11 protein-coding genes are annotated in these 21628 nt (G+C 43.8%); 1 reads left to right on the forward strand and 10 read right to left on the reverse strand.

Annotated features, from left to right (window positions below):
• Positions 1-13: 13 nt before the first annotated feature.
• The 3 genes from H8S90_RS02215 to H8S90_RS02225 all read right to left on the reverse strand — a co-directional run bounded on the left by H8S90_RS02215 (position 14) and on the right by H8S90_RS02225 (position 8922).
• Entirely contained in the window at positions 14-1912 is a 1899-nt protein-coding gene (locus H8S90_RS02215; protein ID WP_187340993.1) for a RagB/SusD family nutrient uptake outer membrane protein, read from the reverse strand.
• Positions 1913-1931: 19 nt separating this feature from the next.
• Entirely contained in the window at positions 1932-5105 is a 3174-nt protein-coding gene (locus H8S90_RS02220) for a TonB-dependent receptor (RefSeq protein ID WP_187340994.1), read from the reverse strand.
• Between the two features lie 556 nt (positions 5106-5661).
• On the reverse strand, positions 5662-8922 hold the full coding sequence (locus tag H8S90_RS02225; RefSeq protein ID WP_255501771.1) for a glycosyl hydrolase: 3261 nt from the start codon (positions 8920-8922) through the stop codon (positions 5662-5664).
• A gap of 132 nt (positions 8923-9054) precedes the next feature.
• On the opposite strand from H8S90_RS02225, the gene H8S90_RS02230 reads away from it, so the two are divergent.
• The gene (locus H8S90_RS02230) at positions 9055-9825 is read left to right on the forward strand and encodes an SDR family NAD(P)-dependent oxidoreductase (RefSeq protein WP_187340995.1); all 771 of its coding nucleotides are present in this window, start codon (positions 9055-9057) and stop codon (positions 9823-9825) included.
• Positions 9826-9837: 12 nt separating this feature from the next.
• Here the strand turns inward: H8S90_RS02230 and H8S90_RS02235 are convergent, their stop codons facing one another.
• From H8S90_RS02235 to H8S90_RS02265, 7 genes are all read right to left on the reverse strand, one after another.
• The gene (locus H8S90_RS02235; RefSeq protein WP_187340996.1) at positions 9838-11004 is read right to left on the reverse strand and encodes a hypothetical protein; all 1167 of its coding nucleotides are present in this window, start codon (positions 11002-11004) and stop codon (positions 9838-9840) included.
• 49 nt (positions 11005-11053) lie between these two features.
• Positions 11054-12412, reverse strand: a complete 1359-nt coding sequence (locus H8S90_RS02240) for an FAD-dependent oxidoreductase (RefSeq protein ID WP_187340997.1) — start codon at positions 12410-12412, stop codon at positions 11054-11056.
• Positions 12413-12451: 39 nt separating this feature from the next.
• The gene (locus H8S90_RS02245) at positions 12452-13894 is read right to left on the reverse strand and encodes a RagB/SusD family nutrient uptake outer membrane protein (protein WP_187340998.1); all 1443 of its coding nucleotides are present in this window, start codon (positions 13892-13894) and stop codon (positions 12452-12454) included.
• 24 nt (positions 13895-13918) lie between these two features.
• Positions 13919-17275, reverse strand: coding sequence for a SusC/RagA family TonB-linked outer membrane protein (locus tag H8S90_RS02250; protein WP_255501772.1), 3357 nt, complete (start codon positions 17273-17275; stop codon positions 13919-13921).
• Between the two features lie 85 nt (positions 17276-17360).
• On the reverse strand, positions 17361-18533 hold the full coding sequence (locus tag H8S90_RS02255; RefSeq protein WP_187340999.1) for a FecR family protein: 1173 nt from the start codon (positions 18531-18533) through the stop codon (positions 17361-17363).
• Positions 18534-18642: 109 nt separating this feature from the next.
• Positions 18643-19233 (reverse strand): RNA polymerase sigma-70 factor, encoded by a 591-nt coding sequence (locus tag H8S90_RS02260; protein WP_187341000.1) that lies wholly within the window; start codon positions 19231-19233, stop codon positions 18643-18645.
• 93 nt (positions 19234-19326) lie between these two features.
• Entirely contained in the window at positions 19327-21627 is a 2301-nt protein-coding gene (locus H8S90_RS02265; RefSeq protein ID WP_187341001.1) for a family 78 glycoside hydrolase catalytic domain, read from the reverse strand.
• Position 21628: the final 1 nt, after the last annotated feature.

The raw sequence follows: 21628 nt of genomic DNA on the forward strand, positions 1-21628 counted from the left end.
AATTATTCGAAAGCTACCAGCCTGGATTTTGCCATTGCTGTCCGGTAATGGCCTGCAGCCTGTTAGCTTCCTGCAAAGGAATGGGCAATATGAGGTTTCGATTGCTGTATGACCTACGCTCTACGCCACGAACTGTTTTTCTTCCATAAATAAAGCTTCCATCTGCATTTCGCTTTATTTCCGCTGCTGTAATCCAGCGATCTGTTTTCGATAAGTCTCCTGTGGGGCTTGTCCACCGCCGGACATCAAAATAGCGGTGCTCTTCCAATGCTAGTTCTATCCTTCGCTCATGACGAACCCGCAGAATAAGTGCTTCTTTATTCAACCCGACAGGTATCGGAGGCATTCCTGCCCTTTCCCTGATTTCATTTATCGCATCTTCAGCTTCCCGTAAATGGTCGGCCTCAGCTGCCGCTTCCGCAAAATTCAGGATGATCTCTCCCAGCCTAAAGAATTTCCAATTGGCCCCTGCAACAGGGTTATCATTGCCCGAGTTGGGATGTAAAAATTTACGTTGAAAATAGCCTGTACGTGTAGCCTTTCTCGTTGATTCATGAAGCCCCGTTTGCGGTTCACCTATATACGTTGCGATGATCCGTGTTCGATTTCCCATGGGCGCTGGATAATTCTCATGCGAATTCGGCTCCTCTGTAAAATTCCATAGCGCTTTCCGTTTGGAACCGTTATAGTAAATCGTCGCATAAAAACGCGGATCCCTATTCGCGTAAGGATCATTTGGATTGTATAATGTATTATTTGAATTATAATTTGGCGTGAGGTGTTTTTCATCCAAATATGGATTAGCCAAATCCAATACAGGTTCTCCATCAATGGTCTCATAGGCGTCCACTAATTCTTGCGACGGACAGGTACCTGTTTTATAACCGTCTTGGGCCCCCACTCCGTCCATATACCAAATATTGCCCTGATTTTCTCTGCTCTGATAGATTGTTTCCCTATCTACAGGCGTTGCTGAATAGCCCATATTTTGGGTAAAGTACTCGTTATACAGAGCGGTATGCACATTTTTGTCGGGACCTAAAAAAGCTTCATCGGCTAGGTAAACGTGGGGCAAACTAACCTGCTTATACAATGCATATCCGTTGTCGCGTAAATGCTGTAAAGACAATTTATTGGTCTGGTAAGCTTCTTCCCAATAGTTTTGTCCTCCATTATAGAGCGGACTGGCTGCAAAAAGAATCATTTTCGATTTAATAGCCTCGGCCAATGCCTTCGTAACACGTGCCGCCTCACCTCCTGTAGTAATCCTCCACGGCAATTCGTCCGTATCAAGAGCCCGATCACAATCTGCTATAACAAATTGCGTGAGTTCATAAAAGGAAGCTTTTTGAAGATCGGCAAAATCTTCTTCAAATCCTCGAGGTTCAGTCAAAACAGGTAGTGCCGAGCCAAACCACTTCATTAATTCGGAATAATAGTAGGCCCGCAGTAAATGCGCTTCAGCTCTCCAACGGTTTCGCTCTGCTTCTGATCCAACAGTAGCCCCGTCTATGCGACTGATAAATACATTACAGTTACGGATGGCTTCCCAATACCTGTCCCAGTATGCGCCGTTACCACTATCTGCATTCACATTAAGGATAGGGTGGTTAGCCGCTGAAGCATTTCCATTATATATACGACCGGCCATCAATGTAGGCTCCGATTCAGCGTCCGTATCCCAAGCTTCATCGCTCCACACAACAGGGCCCCTGCTCCAAAAGTAGTACCGGGTACCTTTGGTTGGTATGTTATTGTAACACGTATTTAAAAATGCGCCAACTTTATCATGATCAGCAAAAATCTCATCCATGGTCAACCTACCGTCCGGAGCCATATCCAATGCTTTATTGCAGGAGCTCAAAAGTAGGGTTGTTAGTAGATTCAATAATATGGTATATCTAAATTTCATAACGAAGATTTTTTTCTGCTTAAAAAGACAATTGCAAACCAAAATTGATCATCTTAGTGACCGGATAACCCAGCGCATTATTATTTTCTGGATCTAAATGATTTAACCGCAGCTTATCCCAGGTAAATAAGTTCTGGGCACTGGCATATATCCGTAGATTGTTTACGCCCAATGATTGCAAAGCTTGTTTGGGTAATGTGTACGCTAATTCAATGTAACGTAAGCGTATAAATGATCGATCCATCACAAAAAAATCGTTTGCCACGTGGTTTGTCGTGTTTCTTGTACTCAGAGCGGGATAAGTGATGAGGTCTCCGTTGGCATAGCGTTCCGGTGTCCAGGCATTTTTGTGATAGCCAAAGTAGGTGCCATTTTTTGTTGACTCGTAAACCCCCTGTTCAGCATAATTTTGTGAAAATTTTCCAGCACCTTGAAAGAAAACCGAAAAATCGAATGATTTGTAGCTCATAGATAAATTAAGGCCGTATGTTTGTCTTGGTATGTTCGAATATCCTATGGGTGCTTGATCGCGATCATCTACAATACCATCTCCATTGAGATCTTGATAGATAAAATCGCCAATGCGGGGCTGTCCGAAGTTATAGGTAGTATTGTTGAGATAGGCGTCCAGTTCTTCCTGGGAGTTAAATATCCCGTTGCCATTACTGTAATCAATGTGGTAGCCCCAAGCTTGGCCTATAGGTTGATACGTTGATTGATAGGGGTAAACAAAAGTTTCATCTCGCCTAACTTCATCCAAGAACTGAATCTCATTACGATTATAGCCATAATTCCCAGTCACCATCAAGGAAAAATCCTGGCCAAACGTTTTATTATACGTCAGTTCGATCTCATAGCCTTTATTATCAATGACCCCCATATTTACTTTTGGGATATTGCCCAACGGTACGCCCTGAAGTACGGGTATTGTTTGTCGGTCAATAAGTACATCTGTTCTGTTCTCTATGAAATAATCAAACACGAGGGTGAAATCATTAACTAGTTGCAAATCGATTCCATAATTTTGTTTTTGTGCAACTTCCCACGATAAGTTGGGATTCCCTAAGAGACCCTGGTTCACTCCTTGTCCCCTGCCCAAGCTTCCCAATGGTCCGCCCCCCATGGTAATATTACTTTGGTACAGAAAACGAGCGGCGCCTAAGCGATCATTTCCCACCTTTCCGTAGGAGCCCCTTAATTTTAGATTGTCGATAAGCTTGTGGTTCTTTAGAAAATTTTCATTGCTGACTACCCATCCCAAAGAAACTGCGGGAAAAAACCCAAACCTTCTTCCGGGTGCGAACTGCTCTGAACCATTGTATCCAATGTTTACCTCTCCAAGGTAACGACCATCGTAAGCATAAGTCGTTCTAGCAGCGATACCAATCACATTAAAAGGTATCTCTCCCACCGTAGATTCCCAATTATCACGCTGGGCCAATATCATTCCTGTGACATCATGCTTCTCCTGAAATGTACGTTGATAGTTGATCGACCCCTGTAAATTAATATTGTAGCGGGAATCCGCTCCTTTTGTGATAGATAACAGGCGCTCGTCATTGCGTAAAACAGTGTAGCTAAGTTCATCTGTTGCATAATTTACATTTGCTAAGTACAGACGTTCGTGTTTATCTCCCGACATGGCCGTCGTTGCACGGGTATCATATGAAACCATTCCTTTTACGCTGAGACCTTGTGTAATGGCGTTACTCAAATCCCAATCCAAACCTAAGGTAGTATTCAGGTTAGAACGCATTTCATTCCGAAAGCCATGCCTATTCATAATTTCGAATGCCGAACGATCGAGATATCCTGGATCTACGAGCTGACCAGGTTCAACGCCAAATCCGGGAATAGCAGTTGGTCCTGGAGTAATAGGTAAAATGGATTGTGCCTGAAATAATATATCGGTCATCATCCAATCTGTATTATGCCCATATTGCCACGCAGCAGGCATATTTACCTGTTCGATATAACTTCCAATATTCAGGAAAGACTTCAGTGCAGGAGAGATTTTATAATCCAGATTTGCACGGAAATTATATCTCTTGAGCCAAGATGATGGATCATAACCCAATACCGGCTCAGGCTCTGTTTTAAGGTTACCTCCTTGGTAAAGGAAAGCGCCATTAACGAAAAAAGAGACTTTATCTGTCCCGCCATGGGCATTTAAGTTGACACGGGTTTGAGGGCTATGCTTGGCAATAAGTTCGCGGTAATAATCGTGATCGGGATAAATATACCGTCTAATCATTGCTTTTTCTTCATATGCGGGGTCGTTAGGGTCCAATCCCAACAGCGGGTTTTCGAACTTATTGATGACATCTTGACCAAAAGGCTCTGTTATCCCGTCATTGCGGGCAGCCTCATTACGCAATGCTAAATATTCCAGTGAATGTAACCTTTCAGGCTCTCTTGTAAATGAGGTATACGATTGATCGAGTGTTGCAGTTAATTCGGTCTTTCCTTCGGAACCTCTTCTGGTAGTAATTAATATGACACCATTCGCACCCCGCACACCAAAAACGGCGGTTGCCGATGCATCTTTAAGTACGGTAACCGATTCTACCTCATTCGCGTCGAGGGTTCGTATATTATCACGGGGAACGCCGTCAATCAGGATCAGCGGACTGGTATTATTTGTGGTAGCAGCACCACGCAAATACAATGTGGGATCATCGCGCCCGGGCTGACCACCACCACCTTGCAAAGAAGTTAAACCAGGGAGCCTCCCTGCCAGCGCACTAGCCAAACTAGCCGATGAATTCTGTCTCAGTTCTTTGTTCTGTACGGTTGATACAGCGCCGGTAACCGATAGTTTTTTTTGCGTACCATAACCCACTACCACTACCTCGCTTAAGTTCTCATTTACTACTGTTAACGACACATTGATTTGGTTCCGGCCATTTATTGAAACACGTTGTGGCGCATAGCCCAAATTATTAAACATCAGTACCCCATCTGGAGAGGCAACAATCGTAAATTGCCCATTATTATCCGTTTGCGTAGCGACGTCCGTCCCTTCAACTTTCACGGTTACCAAAGACAGCGGATGTCGATCAGTTGAGTCAAGCACAACACCCGTAATGGTTATCTTTTCTTGAGCAAAAGCGCTAACCGTATAGTAGAGAAGAAAAAATATGACGGCTGTTCTTAAACCATTTTTTTCCTTCGCTAAAATTTCTTTTGCCATATCATATAAGTTTAAAATATTGAGTTAATTGGCCATTTATTGTTTTTTGGCGCATAAAAAGCCCGACACACAGCACAAGCTATATGTAAAAAGCTAATCATCAGATAGTTACAAATTCTTGTAAATTTAAAGCACCTTTCGCTATGTTCGCGTTGATACGCTTTCTTTAAACAGTTATATTAAAGTATGGCAAAAGGAATTTATGATTTAGTTGTTTAACTGAATTTTTAATTTCAACTAAAGAACTAAACACCGATTCATTTAAAAGAAAGTATTAAGTTGTTATTTTGATTTATCTTTACTCATATCACGGTAATTAAAGTTAATAATTGGTTTTGTTATTTTAGGTACTTTTGGTATCACGGTATACAATCGCTAATAAGCGCCGCTATTAGCATATTAACACATAATTTAAGGTTTAATAATCTATTAATTTTTAGAATCAATAGAATATTAACGTAAAGTAAATCAAACAATATAGTATTAGCAACCTGTACTATCCTGAAATGCAACCTGTACTATCCTGCCATCATGTACATAAACTCATCATTATTTATTAAGGCATCACTAACAGTCTAACCGGTCCTTTTAATCCAGCCTGCATCAAAGAATCTTCTTTTTTATAAGGGTTTACAATTGTCCACGTCTTTCGTTCGGCTTCGGGCAGATTCAGATCGCCTATCAACCGATTTTTCCAGGTATTTGCTACGCTGATCTCCACACTGTTTTTTCCAGTTTCCACGTAATCGGAGATATCTATACGATAAGGGGGTGTCCAGAGACCACCCACTTCTTTCCCGTTGACTTTCACTTTTGCCATTGCAACAAGCTCACCCAGATCAAGCCACAAACGATTACCGTTCTCCAAAGCTTGCTCTAACTCAAAATCCTGTTGATAATGTGCCTTCCCAGCAAAATACCGTATACTGTCATTGGGATGTTCATTCCACCATATTAATTGATCTATCCCTGCTGTTATAGCGGATCCGGCAATCGTTGAATCAAAACTAAGTTTCCAGCCGGTATCCAATGTCGATTCCCGTAATGGCTTTGGAAAATTAACTCCCAGATTGCCTGACTCCTGCGACAACGCTTTACGGAAGATAACAAAAGCACTTTCAAAGGGTGCGAGTTGCAATGGCACTTGTATGCCACTGTCCGATGCTTTAAATTCGGGCAAGTCTCTAATGGAACCGTCGATTGCGTTCCACCATTCTGGCTGTTTTCCCTTTACCCTAAAAATAGGTTCAATGTGTATCGTACTATCCAATTGATTCGATATAAAATATATTTCGCCGTCAGGCAATGTCCGGTGGATAAAAAGTGTCGCATCATCTTTATCCAATAGCACATCTGGACGCACCTGTAAGTGCTCAAAAGCTTCCGTCAGATCCATTCCATCTAACACAAGGCCTTTACCAACCTTATTCGCTTTTATTTCCTTTCCATCAATATTTCCCCACAATTGTTCTCCGAGTTTCTGCACCTGCTGATCGGCCTGTTCGCCATGTTGTAAGCTAGGTGATCGCTGTGGTCGGGGTCCCAAAATCGTTCCACCAGCTTTTACCAAATCGCTAATTCTCTCCAATAGTTCCGGCCGCATGGTCTGCAGTTGAGGAAGTACCAATATGCTATACGATAAACCATCAGGCAGCACAAATTTACCATCCTCCACTTGCAGGCGATTCAATATGATTTCGGCATTGATATAATCGAAATCATAACCTTTTGGTAGCGAAGGATCTTGCACACCCGTCATTTTAGGCACATCTTCTCCAATGAAGTAAGCCACATCTGCTACATAAGTTCCTTGCTGGAGCATAAAATTCGCCCGTTTCAAATAGGCGGTAAAATCATCCATGTAATCATACCAGGTATTAAAACGGTTAAATTCGTTACCGAACCAAGCGTTCACACCAGGCTGCTTATCTTCGTAAGCTTGATGGATATACACATGCAGTAACGTGTTGTTAATTCCTTCGGCAAAAAACCGGTCGCCACGCTGCTTCATCATTGCAGGGTAACGGCCAAAGGTATTACCAGCAGCAGTAAAAGATTCTGCAGAAACTTTTCGTTTTCCATAGATATGAGCTGCGGAGGAGGCCGCTCGGTTCTCGATATCACCCAGCTCACCTTCACTCCAAAATTCGCCCCCTACTTCATCTGACTGTCCACCGTATTGTAAGAACTCTCCCGGAAAACCCCAGTGTCCGTAATTCTCCAGCCAGATGGTAAGTCCGTGTTTATGGCTCACATCCCTTAAACCGCCAACGTATTCATAAGCCACATTATCTGCCACAAAGCGCCGCAAATCCCACAGAAAGCGATCGGCGTCATCTTGACTTTCCACCACATTTCCATACAGTACGGGTATAAAAGGTAAAGGATCATAACCAAATTGTTTCTTAAACTTTTCAATAAAATCATCCGTCCAATTTTGCCCGCCCATTTCATAGCTGTCTTGTACCGCCACTTTAAATGTTCGACGATCTTCGGCTGGAATTCTCCTTAGAATCTCTCCCATAAAAGCGTCAAAATGCTGAATAGCATGTTGATGATTCAATTTGTCTATCTCAAGCCCCGTACCTTCCACAGAGGCAGGTCCGTTTTTTGCTCCTGTGGGTAGCATTCCCGTTCTGAGCACAACCCATTCACCTTCGGGAACGTCCCAGTTCAACATGCCATCCGAAGATAAATGGTCTGTAATATCCAGCACCTCTTCCCGCTGGATAAGATGTTCCCCGCTCACTATTGTAGCCTGTTCTTCCCATTGATAATCGTGCCAATACGGAAGAGGCGTCGGATGCATTTTGGCCAAAGATTTTTCCTTGATTCGCTCTACCCTCGGTGTACTCGCTATTTCTACCTCGGCAACACCCGCGTCTTGTGAAACATTTTCAAAAGTAACCCGGAATTCCCTACTGGCAACCTCCGGAAATGAAACGATCACAGGGGCATATGGCTCAAATCCAACGTTGATTTCGTTATTCGAACGATCGATGGTGAACTTCTTCAATTGCCGGTATCCGTTATTCTCCTTTATTTCCAACACCACATCCATACGCATATTACGCTTGGCCGGATATACCGTAAAACTACGAGCGGTATATGGTGTTTGCGATTGGAGGTCAATACGCGTAGGCGCTCCTTCAGGAATCAGCAATTCGGTGTCGTGATTTTTATCGATCAGCTGTTGCAAACCCTTTAATGTCGGCCGACTTGATAATTGCGGCTTCAGCTCAGACAGGGTCTTGCCGTAATCTTTTGGCGCCCGGAAAGCGACCACTTTTACATCCTCAAAGTCACCCGCAGGTTTACCGAGTTTTTCCGAAACCTTTTTAGGCCCGCGAAAAACATTTTCTGACTTCGCTAAGTAGCGCATGGCCTGCTCCGGCTTTACCCAAGGGCCGCCGGACTGGCTCCATCCCGGACTATTGAACATCCCAATCTCTATATTCAGCTCTGTAGCCTTTTTCAATGCGGCATGGGTGATTTCCCACCATTCGTCGGAAAAAAGCTTCACCTCGCCATATTGCGTTTCATTCTCTGGTAGCCCAATATTACCAATAAAGGCCCGGTTGATTCCAACACGCTTCATTGCTTCCAGATCTTTTTCTACCCCTTCCTTGGATAAATTATCGGAAATCCAATACCAATAAACACTGGTTTGCACGCTATCCGGAGGAGTCTTAAATCCAGCGGCTATGGTCGAGAAATCAGGGTTTTCATTGTTCTTACATGAATAAAAACATAGCATCACGCAAAAGGAAATAAAAAACACAACTGGATTTTTATTTAAAAGATCGGCTTTCATCATTAGGAATTATATGGTAGTTAACAGGCAGCAATTTACATCAATCGCCAAGAATATCTGTCCTGCACCTACCTGTCGATTTTCTAATAATTTTTTGAAGATACCATTTATTGTTTTATCTTCAATTCATCAATTATGAGTAATTATCCATCAGTAGTTATCGTGACAGGTGCCGGTATAGGTATCGGTTTTGAGGTTTGTTGTGAACTTGCAAAAAGTGGCAGTGCCGTCGTACTCAATGACCTATCGAAAGATGTTACCGCCAAGGCGGTGGAAACCATTCAACAGCAAGGCGGAAATTGCATTGGCGTACCCGGCGATGCATCAGACGCTGCTATTATCAAGAAGCTGATCAACACGGCAGTAAAGCATTTTGGCTACCTATCAGCCGTTGTGGCCAATGCGGGCATTACAGTTTACGGTGATTTTCTGCATTACAAGAGGGATGATCTACATGAGATATTACAGACCAATATTATAGGAAGTTTTTTTATTGCGCAAGCAGCGGCTCAACAGATGATCCAACAGGATACAGGTGGCAGCATACTCTTCATGTCGTCGGTTACGGGGCATCAAGCACACAGTAACTTGGTAGCTTACGGGATGACGAAGGCAGCCTTAGAGATGCTGGCAAAGGGTTTGGTAACGGAGCTCTCCCCTCACCAAATCAACGTGAACGCGGTAGCTCCAGGAGCTACCCTCACCGAACGCACACAACAGTTTCCCGACTATGAAAAAATATGGTCGAAAGTAACACCCATGGGAAGACCCGCATATACCACAGATATTGCCAAAACTGCCAAGTTCTTAATATCGGAAGACGCCAGACATATCACTGGCCAAACGCTCATTGTAGACGGCGGCTGGACCTCGGTCAGTCCCCTTCCTCCACCCGAGTCCATTTAAGTTCAATAGCCATTAGTTATTGGTTATATCGTGTTCCTCTTCATAACGTGCTAGTAGTTTTCGCGTTTGCTGATCTTCTATGTTCTTATTGGACAAGACATGATAAGCTTTTAAAGAGACGAAACGGTTGGGGTGTTCTAATAGTCCTGCCATGGTGTCTATCGTCTCCTCTTCAACAGCCTGAGCGGCATATAAGCCTAACACATCATGGATAATATCCGGGCTCCACGTCGAAAGGTTTTTATTCCATATTTTTTGAGCGGAGATCGACAGGTTTTCTGCCAGGTTAAATTTACGTAGCAACAATTTTTGCTGTGCATTACTGATCTGCAAGAGCTTATTAGCCAATTGAAGTTGAAATTTTTCAGATTGTAAACTCGCTTTGTTAATCGCGTTTATACTACGTTCTGAAAGCAGGTAATTATCATCCGAAATATTATCCAATAAAAGTTCTTCTAGCTCCTGCGAGTTTTCCTGCTGAGTGGATAGTAAACCTAATGCCCAGATTTTGTCGCCATTGTCCGCACTCCTTAAGATATCTGCCAGCAAAGGCAACGATAGTTGATCAACCGTGTGATTTACCACCTCCTGCTTGGTTGATCCGTAAACGTAGTGCCATAATTTGTAGGTAGTATATACGGCTCCGCTCACTACGTGCTGTAACACGTCCGTTCGAGTAGCGCCTGTTAAGCCATCCAAGACGGTTTTATTACTATCGGCATTCACAATTAGATCTTCCGGAGATAACGTCGCCAATGGCGACAGCGAATCGGCTAAAATTTCATTCAAGCGATGGTATTCCTGTTCTGAAAATGGTTCATGGTCTGTCTTACTCAGAAATTCGCCAGGCGGTAGGGCAATTCCCAGATAACGTCCGGTGACATTCCAATAGATGGATAAATTCAGTGGTCGACATTGTCCGTCAAAACAAACTTCAGCGACTAACTTTCGATAATAACACACTGGTGAACCGCCTTCCTTCAACACCTGATAAAGGGTATCCGGACCTTCAACTTCATCGACGATATATGCTTTTGCCGTCATCAAATCGGCATTCACGGCAATGGGCACCGTTGGTGTCAAAAAGTAGCGCGTCCACTTTTCCTGTCCAAAAACGTGCGTTGTGGTCAACAAGTGACACAGAAGAATCAGCAGTATATTTTGATAGTTATCCCTCATTAAAACGCGTCAAACACTTAATATGACATACATTAACAACATGAACCTATTACTTTGGTACAATTCCCCCGTACTGACTAATCATATCTTGCACATCTATTACAGGGACGTCCGCAAGAGGTATATCCAGTTTACAGGCCAAAGCTGCCGCTGCGCCGGCGGCCTGCCCCATCCCCATACAGGAAGCCTGCACCCGCAAGGCAGAATTCGCCAGGCGGTCGCTACTCAAGCATCTGCCAGCCACTATAAAGTTTCGACTATTTTTAGGAATAAGTGCCCTGAACGGAATAGTGGGAACCATACCTTCTTCGAGTTGCTTAGGCACTACCCCGTGCGCATCGTGCAAGTCAATGGGATAATACGAATAAGAAAGTGCGTCATCGAATTTGCGCCCGCTGATATAATCCTCATGCGTAATCTTATAAAGTCCATCGATCCGATACGTTTCGCGTACGGCCACCTCCGTTCGCATCATCCCAATACGCACCTGTTCACAACCGGGCATTTCCTTAAAAAACCGTAACGTCCTTAAAGCAGACGATCTAGCTTTTATATTAGCTAATGTGTGTGTTTCCGAGGTAGAAGAGTCTGCTCCGGCGATGTGCTGTGGCGTGGTATCCCCTTTATTATTTAAGAAAGCTCCCAAATTTGTGACCTCCCCTTTCACCAGTTCACCACGTGCTACAGCTGCGGCATATGCTGCTTTTATTTTTTCCATGTCTAAGCGTTCGGCATCGAAACCCTCGATGGTAAACATCAGCGTACCCGGTTGCGTTTCGGATTCACGAAGCACTGGAAAACCAGCCATAGAAGCCACAAAGGCATTTCCCGTCGTATCAATGAGCTGTTTGCATATAACTTCCGTGCTCGTACCTTTTCCCTGCAGAAGCACCTTCCAGTGACCATTCTTAAAGGTTGCCGAAACCGGCGTTTCATAGAAACGCAGCTCCACACCTGCCTCCACACATTTTTCTTCCGCTAGCAGCACATAGACTGCCGGATTAATGCGTACCTGATGTTTCCAGTGCTGCCTGCCGTGAGGAACTGAAAAATCGGGCAGTACATCGTTGTTCAGCAAAACACTTTCCTGCACAAGCTCCCAACCTATTCCACCGATCACTTGCTTCCCCCATGCAAAGAATATTCCGGGAAAAGCGACACCTCCGGTAGTGGTTGTCCCTCCGAGTTGACTGCCACTTTCTACCAAGATCGTTTGCATACCTGCCCTCCCCGCCTGGATAGCCGCTATGGTTCCCGCTGTTCCACCCCCTACTACCAATACATCAGCTGTCGTTTGCTTTTTCTTCACCGTATATGGCTGTACATATTCCTCTCCATGCAATAAACCAGGGGTAGCCGCCCCCAAGGATAGCGCGCCTAATCTAGCCAGTAGTGCTCGTCTTTTCATTATGCTATCTATTTTAAATACTAATTTACAGGAAATTTACTAATAGCCCGGATTTTGATCTGTTGACGGATCCAAAGCTTTATTATAATTCATTTCGGAAATCGGGATGGGCCAAAGTAGGTGCTTGGCCGCCACACTCAACCCTTTCCCTCTTTGAATAAGTTCGTTCACTTTATCTGTCCGTTTCAGTTCCAACCAACGTTTCCCCTCATATTGAAACTCGTAACCACGTTCTCTAATGACTAAATCAGTGAACGTATTCGCGTTGTAATCAGTCAGCGAATAATCGACTGCCGCATTTGCTACCGCCGGGTTATAACCATAAGCCCTCCTATGCACCTGATTCAGGGCTTCCATCGCTTCAGCGGATACCGTACCTGTTGCCCTTGTAGACGCTTCTGCAAATAGCAGCAATACATCGGCATAACGATAGATGGGATTATCGTTTCCTCCTCCCCCTTGCTCGATCGCCTGTCGGTCAATAAATTTTGAAGAAACAAGCGTATTAGGACCCAAGCCAAAATCCACTGTATCCCATAACTGCTTCCGGATATCACCTTCTTCCCATTCCTGATAATTAGGGTTTTCGGCATTTCCATGCACCGCGTATGCACCACCGAAATTGAAATTATTGGTACTCGGATGATTGGATATCCATAAAATATAATTCCCTTGACCGATCTGCCGGGCATATTTTAAAGCGAAAACTTCTTCCGTTGACGTATTTATTTCAGGTCCGTAAAGATTATTCTGAAAATCCTCTTTTGAGACGATAGGCACTAAACCGTACCTATTGGATTGCATGGCTTGATAAGCTCGATCCGCAGCTTCCTCATACCTTTCGAGTTCAAGGTATACATCTGCCAATAAAGCCTTTGCCGACCACCTTGTTGGTCTTCCGACCTGCGTCTGGACCTCGGGAAGGACTTCTTCACTCATCAACAAATCTGCCTCTATCAATTGGTATACATCGTCGACCGAGCTCTTCGGCAAATCCCGTTCTTCCATATTCCCTTCGGTGCGTAAGGGTAAAGCTCCCCAGTTGCGCACCAGATTAAAATAGTTAAAAGCTCTTAGAAATCTTGCTTCGGCTACATAGCTATTGGCGTCTTCAACGCTTATTGCATCACCTTGAGGAGCATGAAAGATGATTAGGTTAGCGTTCCTTATACTGAGATAAAACGCATCCCATAACTCTGCAACCCGGTTAATATTCGCGTCGTTAAGCCCTTGATACTGACTAATAGGCTCCCAGCTTCCACGTCCGTACATAAAGTCGGAATGACATTCCAAAGTAGCGTGATAAACCGCCATATTTGAACGTAATGGTGTATAGATACTATTGACACCTGTTTGCACGTCTTCTACGGTATTATAAAAACCATCGAGGTCTACGGCACGTGGAGATTCTTCCAATATATCATTACAGGCACTTACAAAAATTGCAAGGATAAATATGCTGTATATAAAATGAGTTCTCATGACATTACTTTTTTCTTATTATTATTAAAACCCAGCGGTTAAACCAAACGTAACTCCTTTTGAAGCAGGGTAACTACTATGATCCATACGGTAATTTGTTTCCGGGTCCCACCAGGAATAACCCGTGAAGGTTAACAGATTCTGACCACTGACATAAACACGCATACTGTTCATCCAAGAAATATTTAATTTTTCAACTGGCAGATCATATGCTAATTGAATATTCTTCAGGCGTAGGTAGGTACCGTCCTCAACAAATCTATCCGACACCCTTATAGGTGAATTATTACTGATTATCGGATATTTCGCATTTGGATTTTCAGGAGACCAATGATCATAGAGGACATCCTTTGGCATATTCAGGCCAAAGCCGTAGTCCATGGTATTCGTAATGGCACTTGTATTGAAGATATCGTTTCCTACCGATCCCTGTAAGAAAATCGTTAATTCGAAATTTTTATAATGCATATTGGAATTGAATCCAAAAATAAAATCCGGGTTAGGATCGCCAATATAAGTTTTATCCAACTGGGATATGTTTCCATCACCGTTGATATCCTTAAACAGAATCCGGCCAGTGGCATCATAGCCCTCTTCCTGATATCCCCAGAATTGCCCCAAAGGCCTGCCTTCACGCAATATGCTGGTAGCGTCATTGATTGCCACCACGTTGACCTGGTCCCGCAGGATATCCTCACCATCATTCAGCCGGATTACCTTATTTCTATTAAAGGCGACGTTTGCATTCACATTCCATTTGAATACATTATTAAAAACCTGTGCATTAAGACCGAATTCAAGACCTTTATTCTGTACTTCACCCACGTTCAATATCGTAGTCGTATAACCTAGAGAAGAAGGTAATCTGACTGTATTCAAAAGATCCGTAGTGTTTTTAATATAGTAATCAGCGGTAAAAAGCACCCTATTGCTCCACAGACCGAGATCCAGCCCCACATCAATCTGCTCAGTAGTTTCCCATCTTAAATTTTGCGGTAATCTACTGCCAGGGGCCAAAGTATTGGCGAATTCTCCGTTGAATATCGTTCTTCCCGCCTGTAACAAATTGAGGGTCTGATAAGGATTAATAGCCTGACTCCCTGTTTTCCCCCAGCTGGTCCGCAATTTTAAATCGGAGATTGTTGCATGATCACGTAGAAAATCTTCCTGTGATACACGCCACGCCAATGCGGCGGATGGAAAATAGCCCCATTTATCGCCCCGGCTATAACGGGACGATCCATCCCTTCTTAAACTGGCTGTTAATAAATACTTGTCATTATAAGTATAATTCACCCTTCCGAGGAAGGAAAGCATGGTCGATTTTTCATAACTGGACCCTGGTATATGATATGGTAGTATCGCCGAATTTGCATCAACCGAGCCCGGCACACCAGGAGTGATTGCCACACCGAGGTTGTCCGTTCCGAAAACATCACTGATAAACCCTACACCGCCATTATTTAACACCGTGGTTTTGAAATCTTGATAGGTCGCGCCAATAACCGCTGATAACTGATGTTTTTCATTGAAGGTTTTACTATAGTTCAGCGTATTCTCATTGAGCAAGCTTGTAAACTGACTAGTTCCAACATTGGCTACACCAAGGGAGTTAAAAAATTGTCGGGTGCGATAGCGATCTGTGCGATCATCCCTGTTCTCTATCCCGCCGGCGATTTTAAGGAAGAGGTCGGGCGTGATATTATAGGTTAAACCCAAATTTGCCAGCACCGAGTTTGCGCGGGTAGCCATATTGTCCTCCCTGATGAAATTAATGGGATTGATAATATCGGTAGCGATAAAGGGATACACCGCATTGAGCACCCTGTAAGAGCCATCGTCATTATAAGGCGTTACCGTTGGCGGGGCCGATACCGCTGCAGATATCATGGAATTTCCCCGCGAGCCGCCGCCGCTATCCCGTCGGTCTGTATTCAATTTACTGAGTACAGTTGAAAAGCTTATATTAAATTTATCACTTATTTTATGTTGTATATTGGCCTGTAAAGAGTAACGTTTATAATTACTTCCTTCAACAATACCTTTTTGATCGAATAAGCTACCGGATAAGGCAAACTGTGTTTTTTCGTTTCCGCCATGCACATTCAACCCAGCTGTAAACATCGGAGCACTTCTGAAAACAAAATCCTGCCAATCAAAACCTTCATCAAAGGATTCGATATCACTATCAGAAAAAAACGGCTGCGCATTGTCGTTAATAGCGCGTTGATTATAGAAAAGTGCGTATTCCCTCGCATTCATCAAATCGAGCTTACGGATCAACTGTTGGCTGCTAAAGCTGCTTTCAAAGCCCACTCGCGTTTGCCCCTCCCTACCTTTTCGTGTCGTGATCAAGACCACACCACTAGCACCCCTCGAGCCATATATAGCGGTCGCTGAAGCGTCTTTCAGTATTTCGATACTTTCAATATCGTTGTTGTTTAAATTTGTCGGATTTCCGGAAATTGGAAAACCATCGATTACATATAGTGGCTCATTCCCTCCTTCGATAGAGTTATTTCCCCGGATACGAACATCCATTGTTGAACCAGGCGCGCCCGATGCTTGTCGGACCTGAACACCCGCGGCCCTACCGCTCAGTGCCTGCAATACATTTGCCGTAGGAAAAGATTTAATCTCTTCCGGTTTTACCTGCGATACGGATCCGGTAAGATCTGCTTTTCTCACCGTTCCGTAGCCAATCACGACCACTTCATCCAATCCCAAAAATTCAGCGGTCAATACTAAATCCAGTCTGGTTTGGCTTTCAGTCGTAATCTCCTGCGTCACATAACCCACACTTTTAAAAATCAGGATTTCTCCGGGTGCTACGTCAATAGCATAACGACCTTCTGCATCGGTTGAAGTACCCCTTCCGCTACTTTTCACCACTACACTCACCCCGGAAAGAGTTTGCCCAATAGAGTCTGTTACGACGCCGCTCACGGTTTGCTGTTTCGGTGTTGACAAGCTTTGTGCTTCAGCAAAGGCAGTTTCGGCTATCTTGGGCTTTTCTTTTACAATGATAATTTTGTCTTCCAGATCGTAGGTAATAGGCTGGTCAGTAAAAAGAATAGCCAAAGCTTCTTCGAGTGGCGCATTTTTAACCGACACCTCTTTTAATGTTAGGCCTTCCAGATCACTTTTCTTATAGAAGAACGTGTATCCTGTTTGTTTTTCTATCTGCTGGAAAACATCTTTGAACGCCGTGTTTTTTGCGTTCAGCGTAATTTGCTGCGAGTACGAAGCATTTCCCATCAAAGAGGCAAAACAAAAGACGGCGAATAATAACAAATCCTTTGCCGCTGGTCTCAATCTGCGATTTGCAGACGCAACCTTCAAGAGCTTTTGCCATAAGCTCGCATCTAAATAAGCATACATAGTTTTAATTATTGGTTTTTTTGGTTAGTTCTATTGTGAATATTGTGTACTTGTATCCTTGTTACGTCGTTGATGGATTAGCTGTTTAACCCGTGATGACTAATTTCTTTCCCTTCAACTCAAAATTTACCCCAATTTTCTTCAGCACATTAAGCATTGTAGGGAAAGGGGTGTCTCTTGGCACCCGACCGACAAACTGATCTTCATACCGCAACAGCTGCTCATTATATACCACTTCGATATCGTACCATCTTTCCAATTGATGAAGCACTTCTTCCAAGTTATTATCATCGAAGTAGAAATACCCACTTTTCCATGATAAGACCTGATCGGTGTTCACTTCGACAATTTTTATCTGTCCACTGCCTACATCCGTTGTAGATTGCTGCCCAGGATTCAAGATGCTTTTAACCGCTTTCCCCCCTTCGCTATCCAGTAAATTCACCATGACTTTACCCGAAGCCAATGTCGTTTGCACCTTATCGTTATCGGGATAAGCGTTCACGTTGAAAACTGTTCCCAACACCTCAACCTCCTGTAAAGGTGTCTCGACAATAAAAGGCCGTGCTTTTTCGGGAAAAACTTCAAAATAAGCTTCACCGATAAGCTTAACTTTTCGAATAGACCGATTGGCCACGCTATAAGTAATGGATGAGGCCGCATTTAACCAAACCTTTGTCCCATCGGGCAGTTCCACCTGAAATTGACCACCCCGAGGTGTTCTAATGGTATTCGTGGCATTTTGCAACGCACTTTTTTCATCTCCGGAAATACGGTAGGCAAGAAAACCATCTTTATTTTTAGAAATAGAAACACCACTCTCACGGGCTATTTCGTCAGTAATAGCGCTATCCAAAGTGATGGTTTTACCGTTTGCTAAAACCAAGGTAGCCTGTTCTTTTCCCGGCTGAATTGTGGTATCGTCATATGCACTCAACTGTTCCATCGGTAGGCTTCCGCGATAAAAATAAATACCCATCCAGGATAAACCGATCAGCAGTAATACTGCAGCGGCAGCAGCTGGCCAAAGGCGGATACCTAAGCGAGGCTTTTTCGGATCTTCTCTACCCGTTCGCCGTTTAATTTCGGCCAACAAACGATCGCGATGCTCCTTTTGGTTTGCAGCATAGTTTGATGGCACCTCTAGCTCATCGGGAAATTCGTTGTACCACTTGGCGAATTCGGCTTTTTCTGCTGCTGTGATCGTACCATTTAACCACTTGGTGGCTAACTGTTGATAGCGTTTATCATTAGGCATATAGGTATAATTTATGGTCTTATACTAATATGTCCGATGAAAAACGAATATCCCTTAGTCGGTAAATATTTTTTTTTAATTATTTTTTAGGAGGGATAATAAGATGGATTCAATACAAGTTGTCGAGTATCCAGGAAAAGACAAAGGCTAGCCCGGTAAGCATGTGTGCCAATTTGCTTTTCAGGAATTTGGTTGCTTTGCCCAAATGGGCCTCTACGGTTTTTTCTGATAGGGATAATACGGTAGCGATCTTTTTTTGTGGTAGACCTTCCTCCCGGCTCAATCGATAGACCAACCTGCATTTTTCAGGCAGCTCATTTACCCAAACGGCCAATTGCTCCTTCAGCTCATTGAACGATAGCTGTTGCTGCGTACTATGGTCTACATAAGCCTGCTTTCCTAACTGTTTCAAGTAACGTTGTTTACTATGCTGTTTATCCAACCATTTAATAACAGCATATTTGACCGCAACGGCTAAATAGTGGTTTAGAGCAGTTTTTATCTCTAAATTGGCACGACGTTGCCAAAGTCCAACAAAAATATCCTGTACAATTTCTTCAGCATCCTCCAGGCAGTCAACTTTATGTTTAGCTACCAGTAACATTTTTTGCCAATACCGATCGTAGATTGCAGTAAATGCCTCGCTGTCATCTTTTTTCAGCAAGTCCACTAATTCGCTATCCGAACGTTCATTGTACATAAGGTTTTCAATCAGCTACAATAGGTTATTAAGTATAAGCTGCACCAAGTTACGTATCGTAAGTATGGAAACTGTTATGTACTGTGCTGTAGGTTAGTGACGTAGCTCGATATCGTATTTGCCTGAACCGATATGGATAAGTTTTGCCCAACCTGCGTGGCTATTCACTTGCTGTTTCTGCTCATTGACCAATAAGGTAACCTTTCCTTTTGTTCTTCCTGTAGGAACATAAATATCGGCCTGTGTATTGGCCGGAATCTCTACGTGCATTTTAAAGAATTGCTTATGCTGCTCATAGTTGGCCACCACGGCACCCTTTATTGTAGGTACTTTAATCTTCGCCGATGACAGATTACCTATCTGTGGTTTAATACGAAAAGTTTCCCATGCCGGACTTGTGGGCTCTATCCCCATCAATTTTCGGGGAATAATATTGGCGGGCACGGCCCCCCAGACGTGGTTCCAGTCTTGATTGGGTTTAAACTTATTCCCCCAGGCTTCCATGGTAATTGTACTACCTTCCCTGATCATGTTATACCAACTCCGCTCGGCAGTTGAAGTAAGTAAAGACAAACCATAATCGCCATTTTCGCCCATATATATGGCATCCATCAAAAACTGGCTACCATAGACACTGCAGGCCAGGCCTCTTGACTGTACAAAGTCCATCACCGACTGCCTGTACTTCTCGGGTACGAGGTTAAATGCCAACGCAAACATATTGGTGTGGAGGGAAGCATGATCGGTACCTATCCCATCTGTAAAATACTTTCCAGATTTATTAAAGAAAAACTTCTGAAAAGCTTGATAGACCTTTTCGGCCCTTTCCCGATAAGCACGGCTATCATCGGTTTTCCCCAAAGCCTCGGCCAGTTCGCCCATCTCAACCAGCGCCTTATAATAGTACGCATTTACCACCGCATTAAAATCGGTAAAGACAAAGCCGTCTGTCTCCCCGGCATCTTGGTCACCAAGCCCCAATATCCCACTGTGTGGCCAATCCACAATATCTCTTATGGAATCTCCGTTAAAATGAATGGCTTGCATCAGTTCCCGATTTTGTTTGCCTGTGCGGGTACTGATCAAGCCATTACTTTCTTCCAGGGATGTAAGCGTTTTTGCCTTTAGATCATCATAGTAATGTGCAGCAGAGCGGAGGTCGCCGGTATACAGGTAATCATTGTAAGCCATCAATACCGACTGCAGGATCCACTCCGTTGGCCATGTGGCATGCCTGATCAGGTATTCGTGGGAATATCTGGCCAATGTATATTCGTTATCCACAGCGTAATGACATAATTGGTTGATATAAGCATCCGCCTCATAGGGGATACGCTCCCGGTCGCCATCCACATAAACACCCGCAAAGGTTGTAGCCTTAACACTATACTTACAAAGCTCCCAGATTTGGTTCAGGGTATCGTTGGACGAGGAAAAATGTGCCGCTTCATCATTGAAGGGATAATGGACAGCACTTCGAACAAGGTTCTCTTTGGCTAACTCGCCCTGATACCCTTCTAGCTCTACATACCTGAAAGGTAATACTTCTCCGATATACGCCGGCATCAAAATAGCCGTCGGGCCGGTATTGCGTTTGTCTTTCGGAAATTGCAATTCGTATGTATGACGACCGGGTCTTATGGCCAGTTCATGCTTTTGATAACGGATGGTTCCTCCCGGTTTAGCATCCACACGACCTGCAGCGTTAAGCTTTTCGCCCAAATGAACCGTAACGGTATCATGAAGATCACTATGGAGTGTCAACCGTAGCTGTCCGAAAGCGGCTTTATCAAAATCTAATAGGTAATTGTTCTCTGAAAGCGACTGCAGTCGCGTGGGTGTTTCATCGCTACGTTGCAAAGGGTAACGTGAGGTCTGGTAACCTTCTGCAAGATCCCCGGTACGGAAGGTTGCCATACGACCGTCGATCGGTTCATCTTTGTCTTCACACCAAATTTTTATTTTCCAAAAGAACGTTTTATTGGGGCTTAAGTTTTCCCCGCCGAAGCGGATACCTGCCGACTGGCTGCTTTTCACCTTTCCAGAATCCCAGATATTGCCGATTGATTGGTTTAACTGCTCAGCATTGTCTGCCACTAAAATCTGGTAGGCTGTTTGCCGGAAGTTTCCTCCATACGCAGCAATAGACCAACTGAAAGCCGGCTTGCTGTTTAGGACAGTCGCATATTGATTTCCTTGTATCACGGCATCCTTATCCGACACGAGTACATAACCATCAGCAGATTGATAGTCGGCATTAGCCATCAAGTCGCAATACATATCGACGATCCGTACATCCTTATGAGCTGTCTGGGCTAGCGCTTTAACACAGACCATAATAACCAATAATGCAATATTCCAACAATATTTCATAACCATCCTAATCCGCTTCATA

The sequence above is a fragment of the Olivibacter sp. SDN3 genome, from assembly GCF_014334135.1.
Lineage (GTDB): Bacteria > Bacteroidota > Bacteroidia > Sphingobacteriales > Sphingobacteriaceae > Olivibacter.

What these genes read in the sequence shown, in the direction of transcription:
- H8S90_RS02215 (WP_187340993.1), bottom strand. Translation starts at nt 1,912, where the DNA reads ATGAAATTTAGATATACCATATTATTGAATCTACTAACAACCCTACTT.
- H8S90_RS02220 (WP_187340994.1), bottom strand. Translation starts at nt 5,105, where the DNA reads ATGGCAAAAGAAATTTTAGCGAAGGAAAAAAATGGTTTAAGAACAGCC.
- H8S90_RS02225 (WP_255501771.1), bottom strand. Translation starts at nt 8,922, where the DNA reads ATGATGAAAGCCGATCTTTTAAATAAAAATCCAGTTGTGTTTTTTATT.
- H8S90_RS02230 (WP_187340995.1), top strand. Translation starts at nt 9,055, where the DNA reads ATGAGTAATTATCCATCAGTAGTTATCGTGACAGGTGCCGGTATAGGT.
- H8S90_RS02235 (WP_187340996.1), bottom strand. Translation starts at nt 11,004, where the DNA reads ATGAGGGATAACTATCAAAATATACTGCTGATTCTTCTGTGTCACTTG.
- H8S90_RS02240 (WP_187340997.1), bottom strand. Translation starts at nt 12,412, where the DNA reads ATGAAAAGACGAGCACTACTGGCTAGATTAGGCGCGCTATCCTTGGGG.
- H8S90_RS02245 (WP_187340998.1), bottom strand. Translation starts at nt 13,894, where the DNA reads ATGAGAACTCATTTTATATACAGCATATTTATCCTTGCAATTTTTGTA.
- H8S90_RS02250 (WP_255501772.1), bottom strand. Translation starts at nt 17,275, where the DNA reads ATGTATGCTTATTTAGATGCGAGCTTATGGCAAAAGCTCTTGAAGGTT.
- H8S90_RS02255 (WP_187340999.1), bottom strand. Translation starts at nt 18,533, where the DNA reads ATGCCTAATGATAAACGCTATCAACAGTTAGCCACCAAGTGGTTAAAT.
- H8S90_RS02260 (WP_187341000.1), bottom strand. Translation starts at nt 19,233, where the DNA reads ATGTACAATGAACGTTCGGATAGCGAATTAGTGGACTTGCTGAAAAAA.
- H8S90_RS02265 (WP_187341001.1), bottom strand. Translation starts at nt 21,627, where the DNA reads ATGAAGCGGATTAGGATGGTTATGAAATATTGTTGGAATATTGCATTA.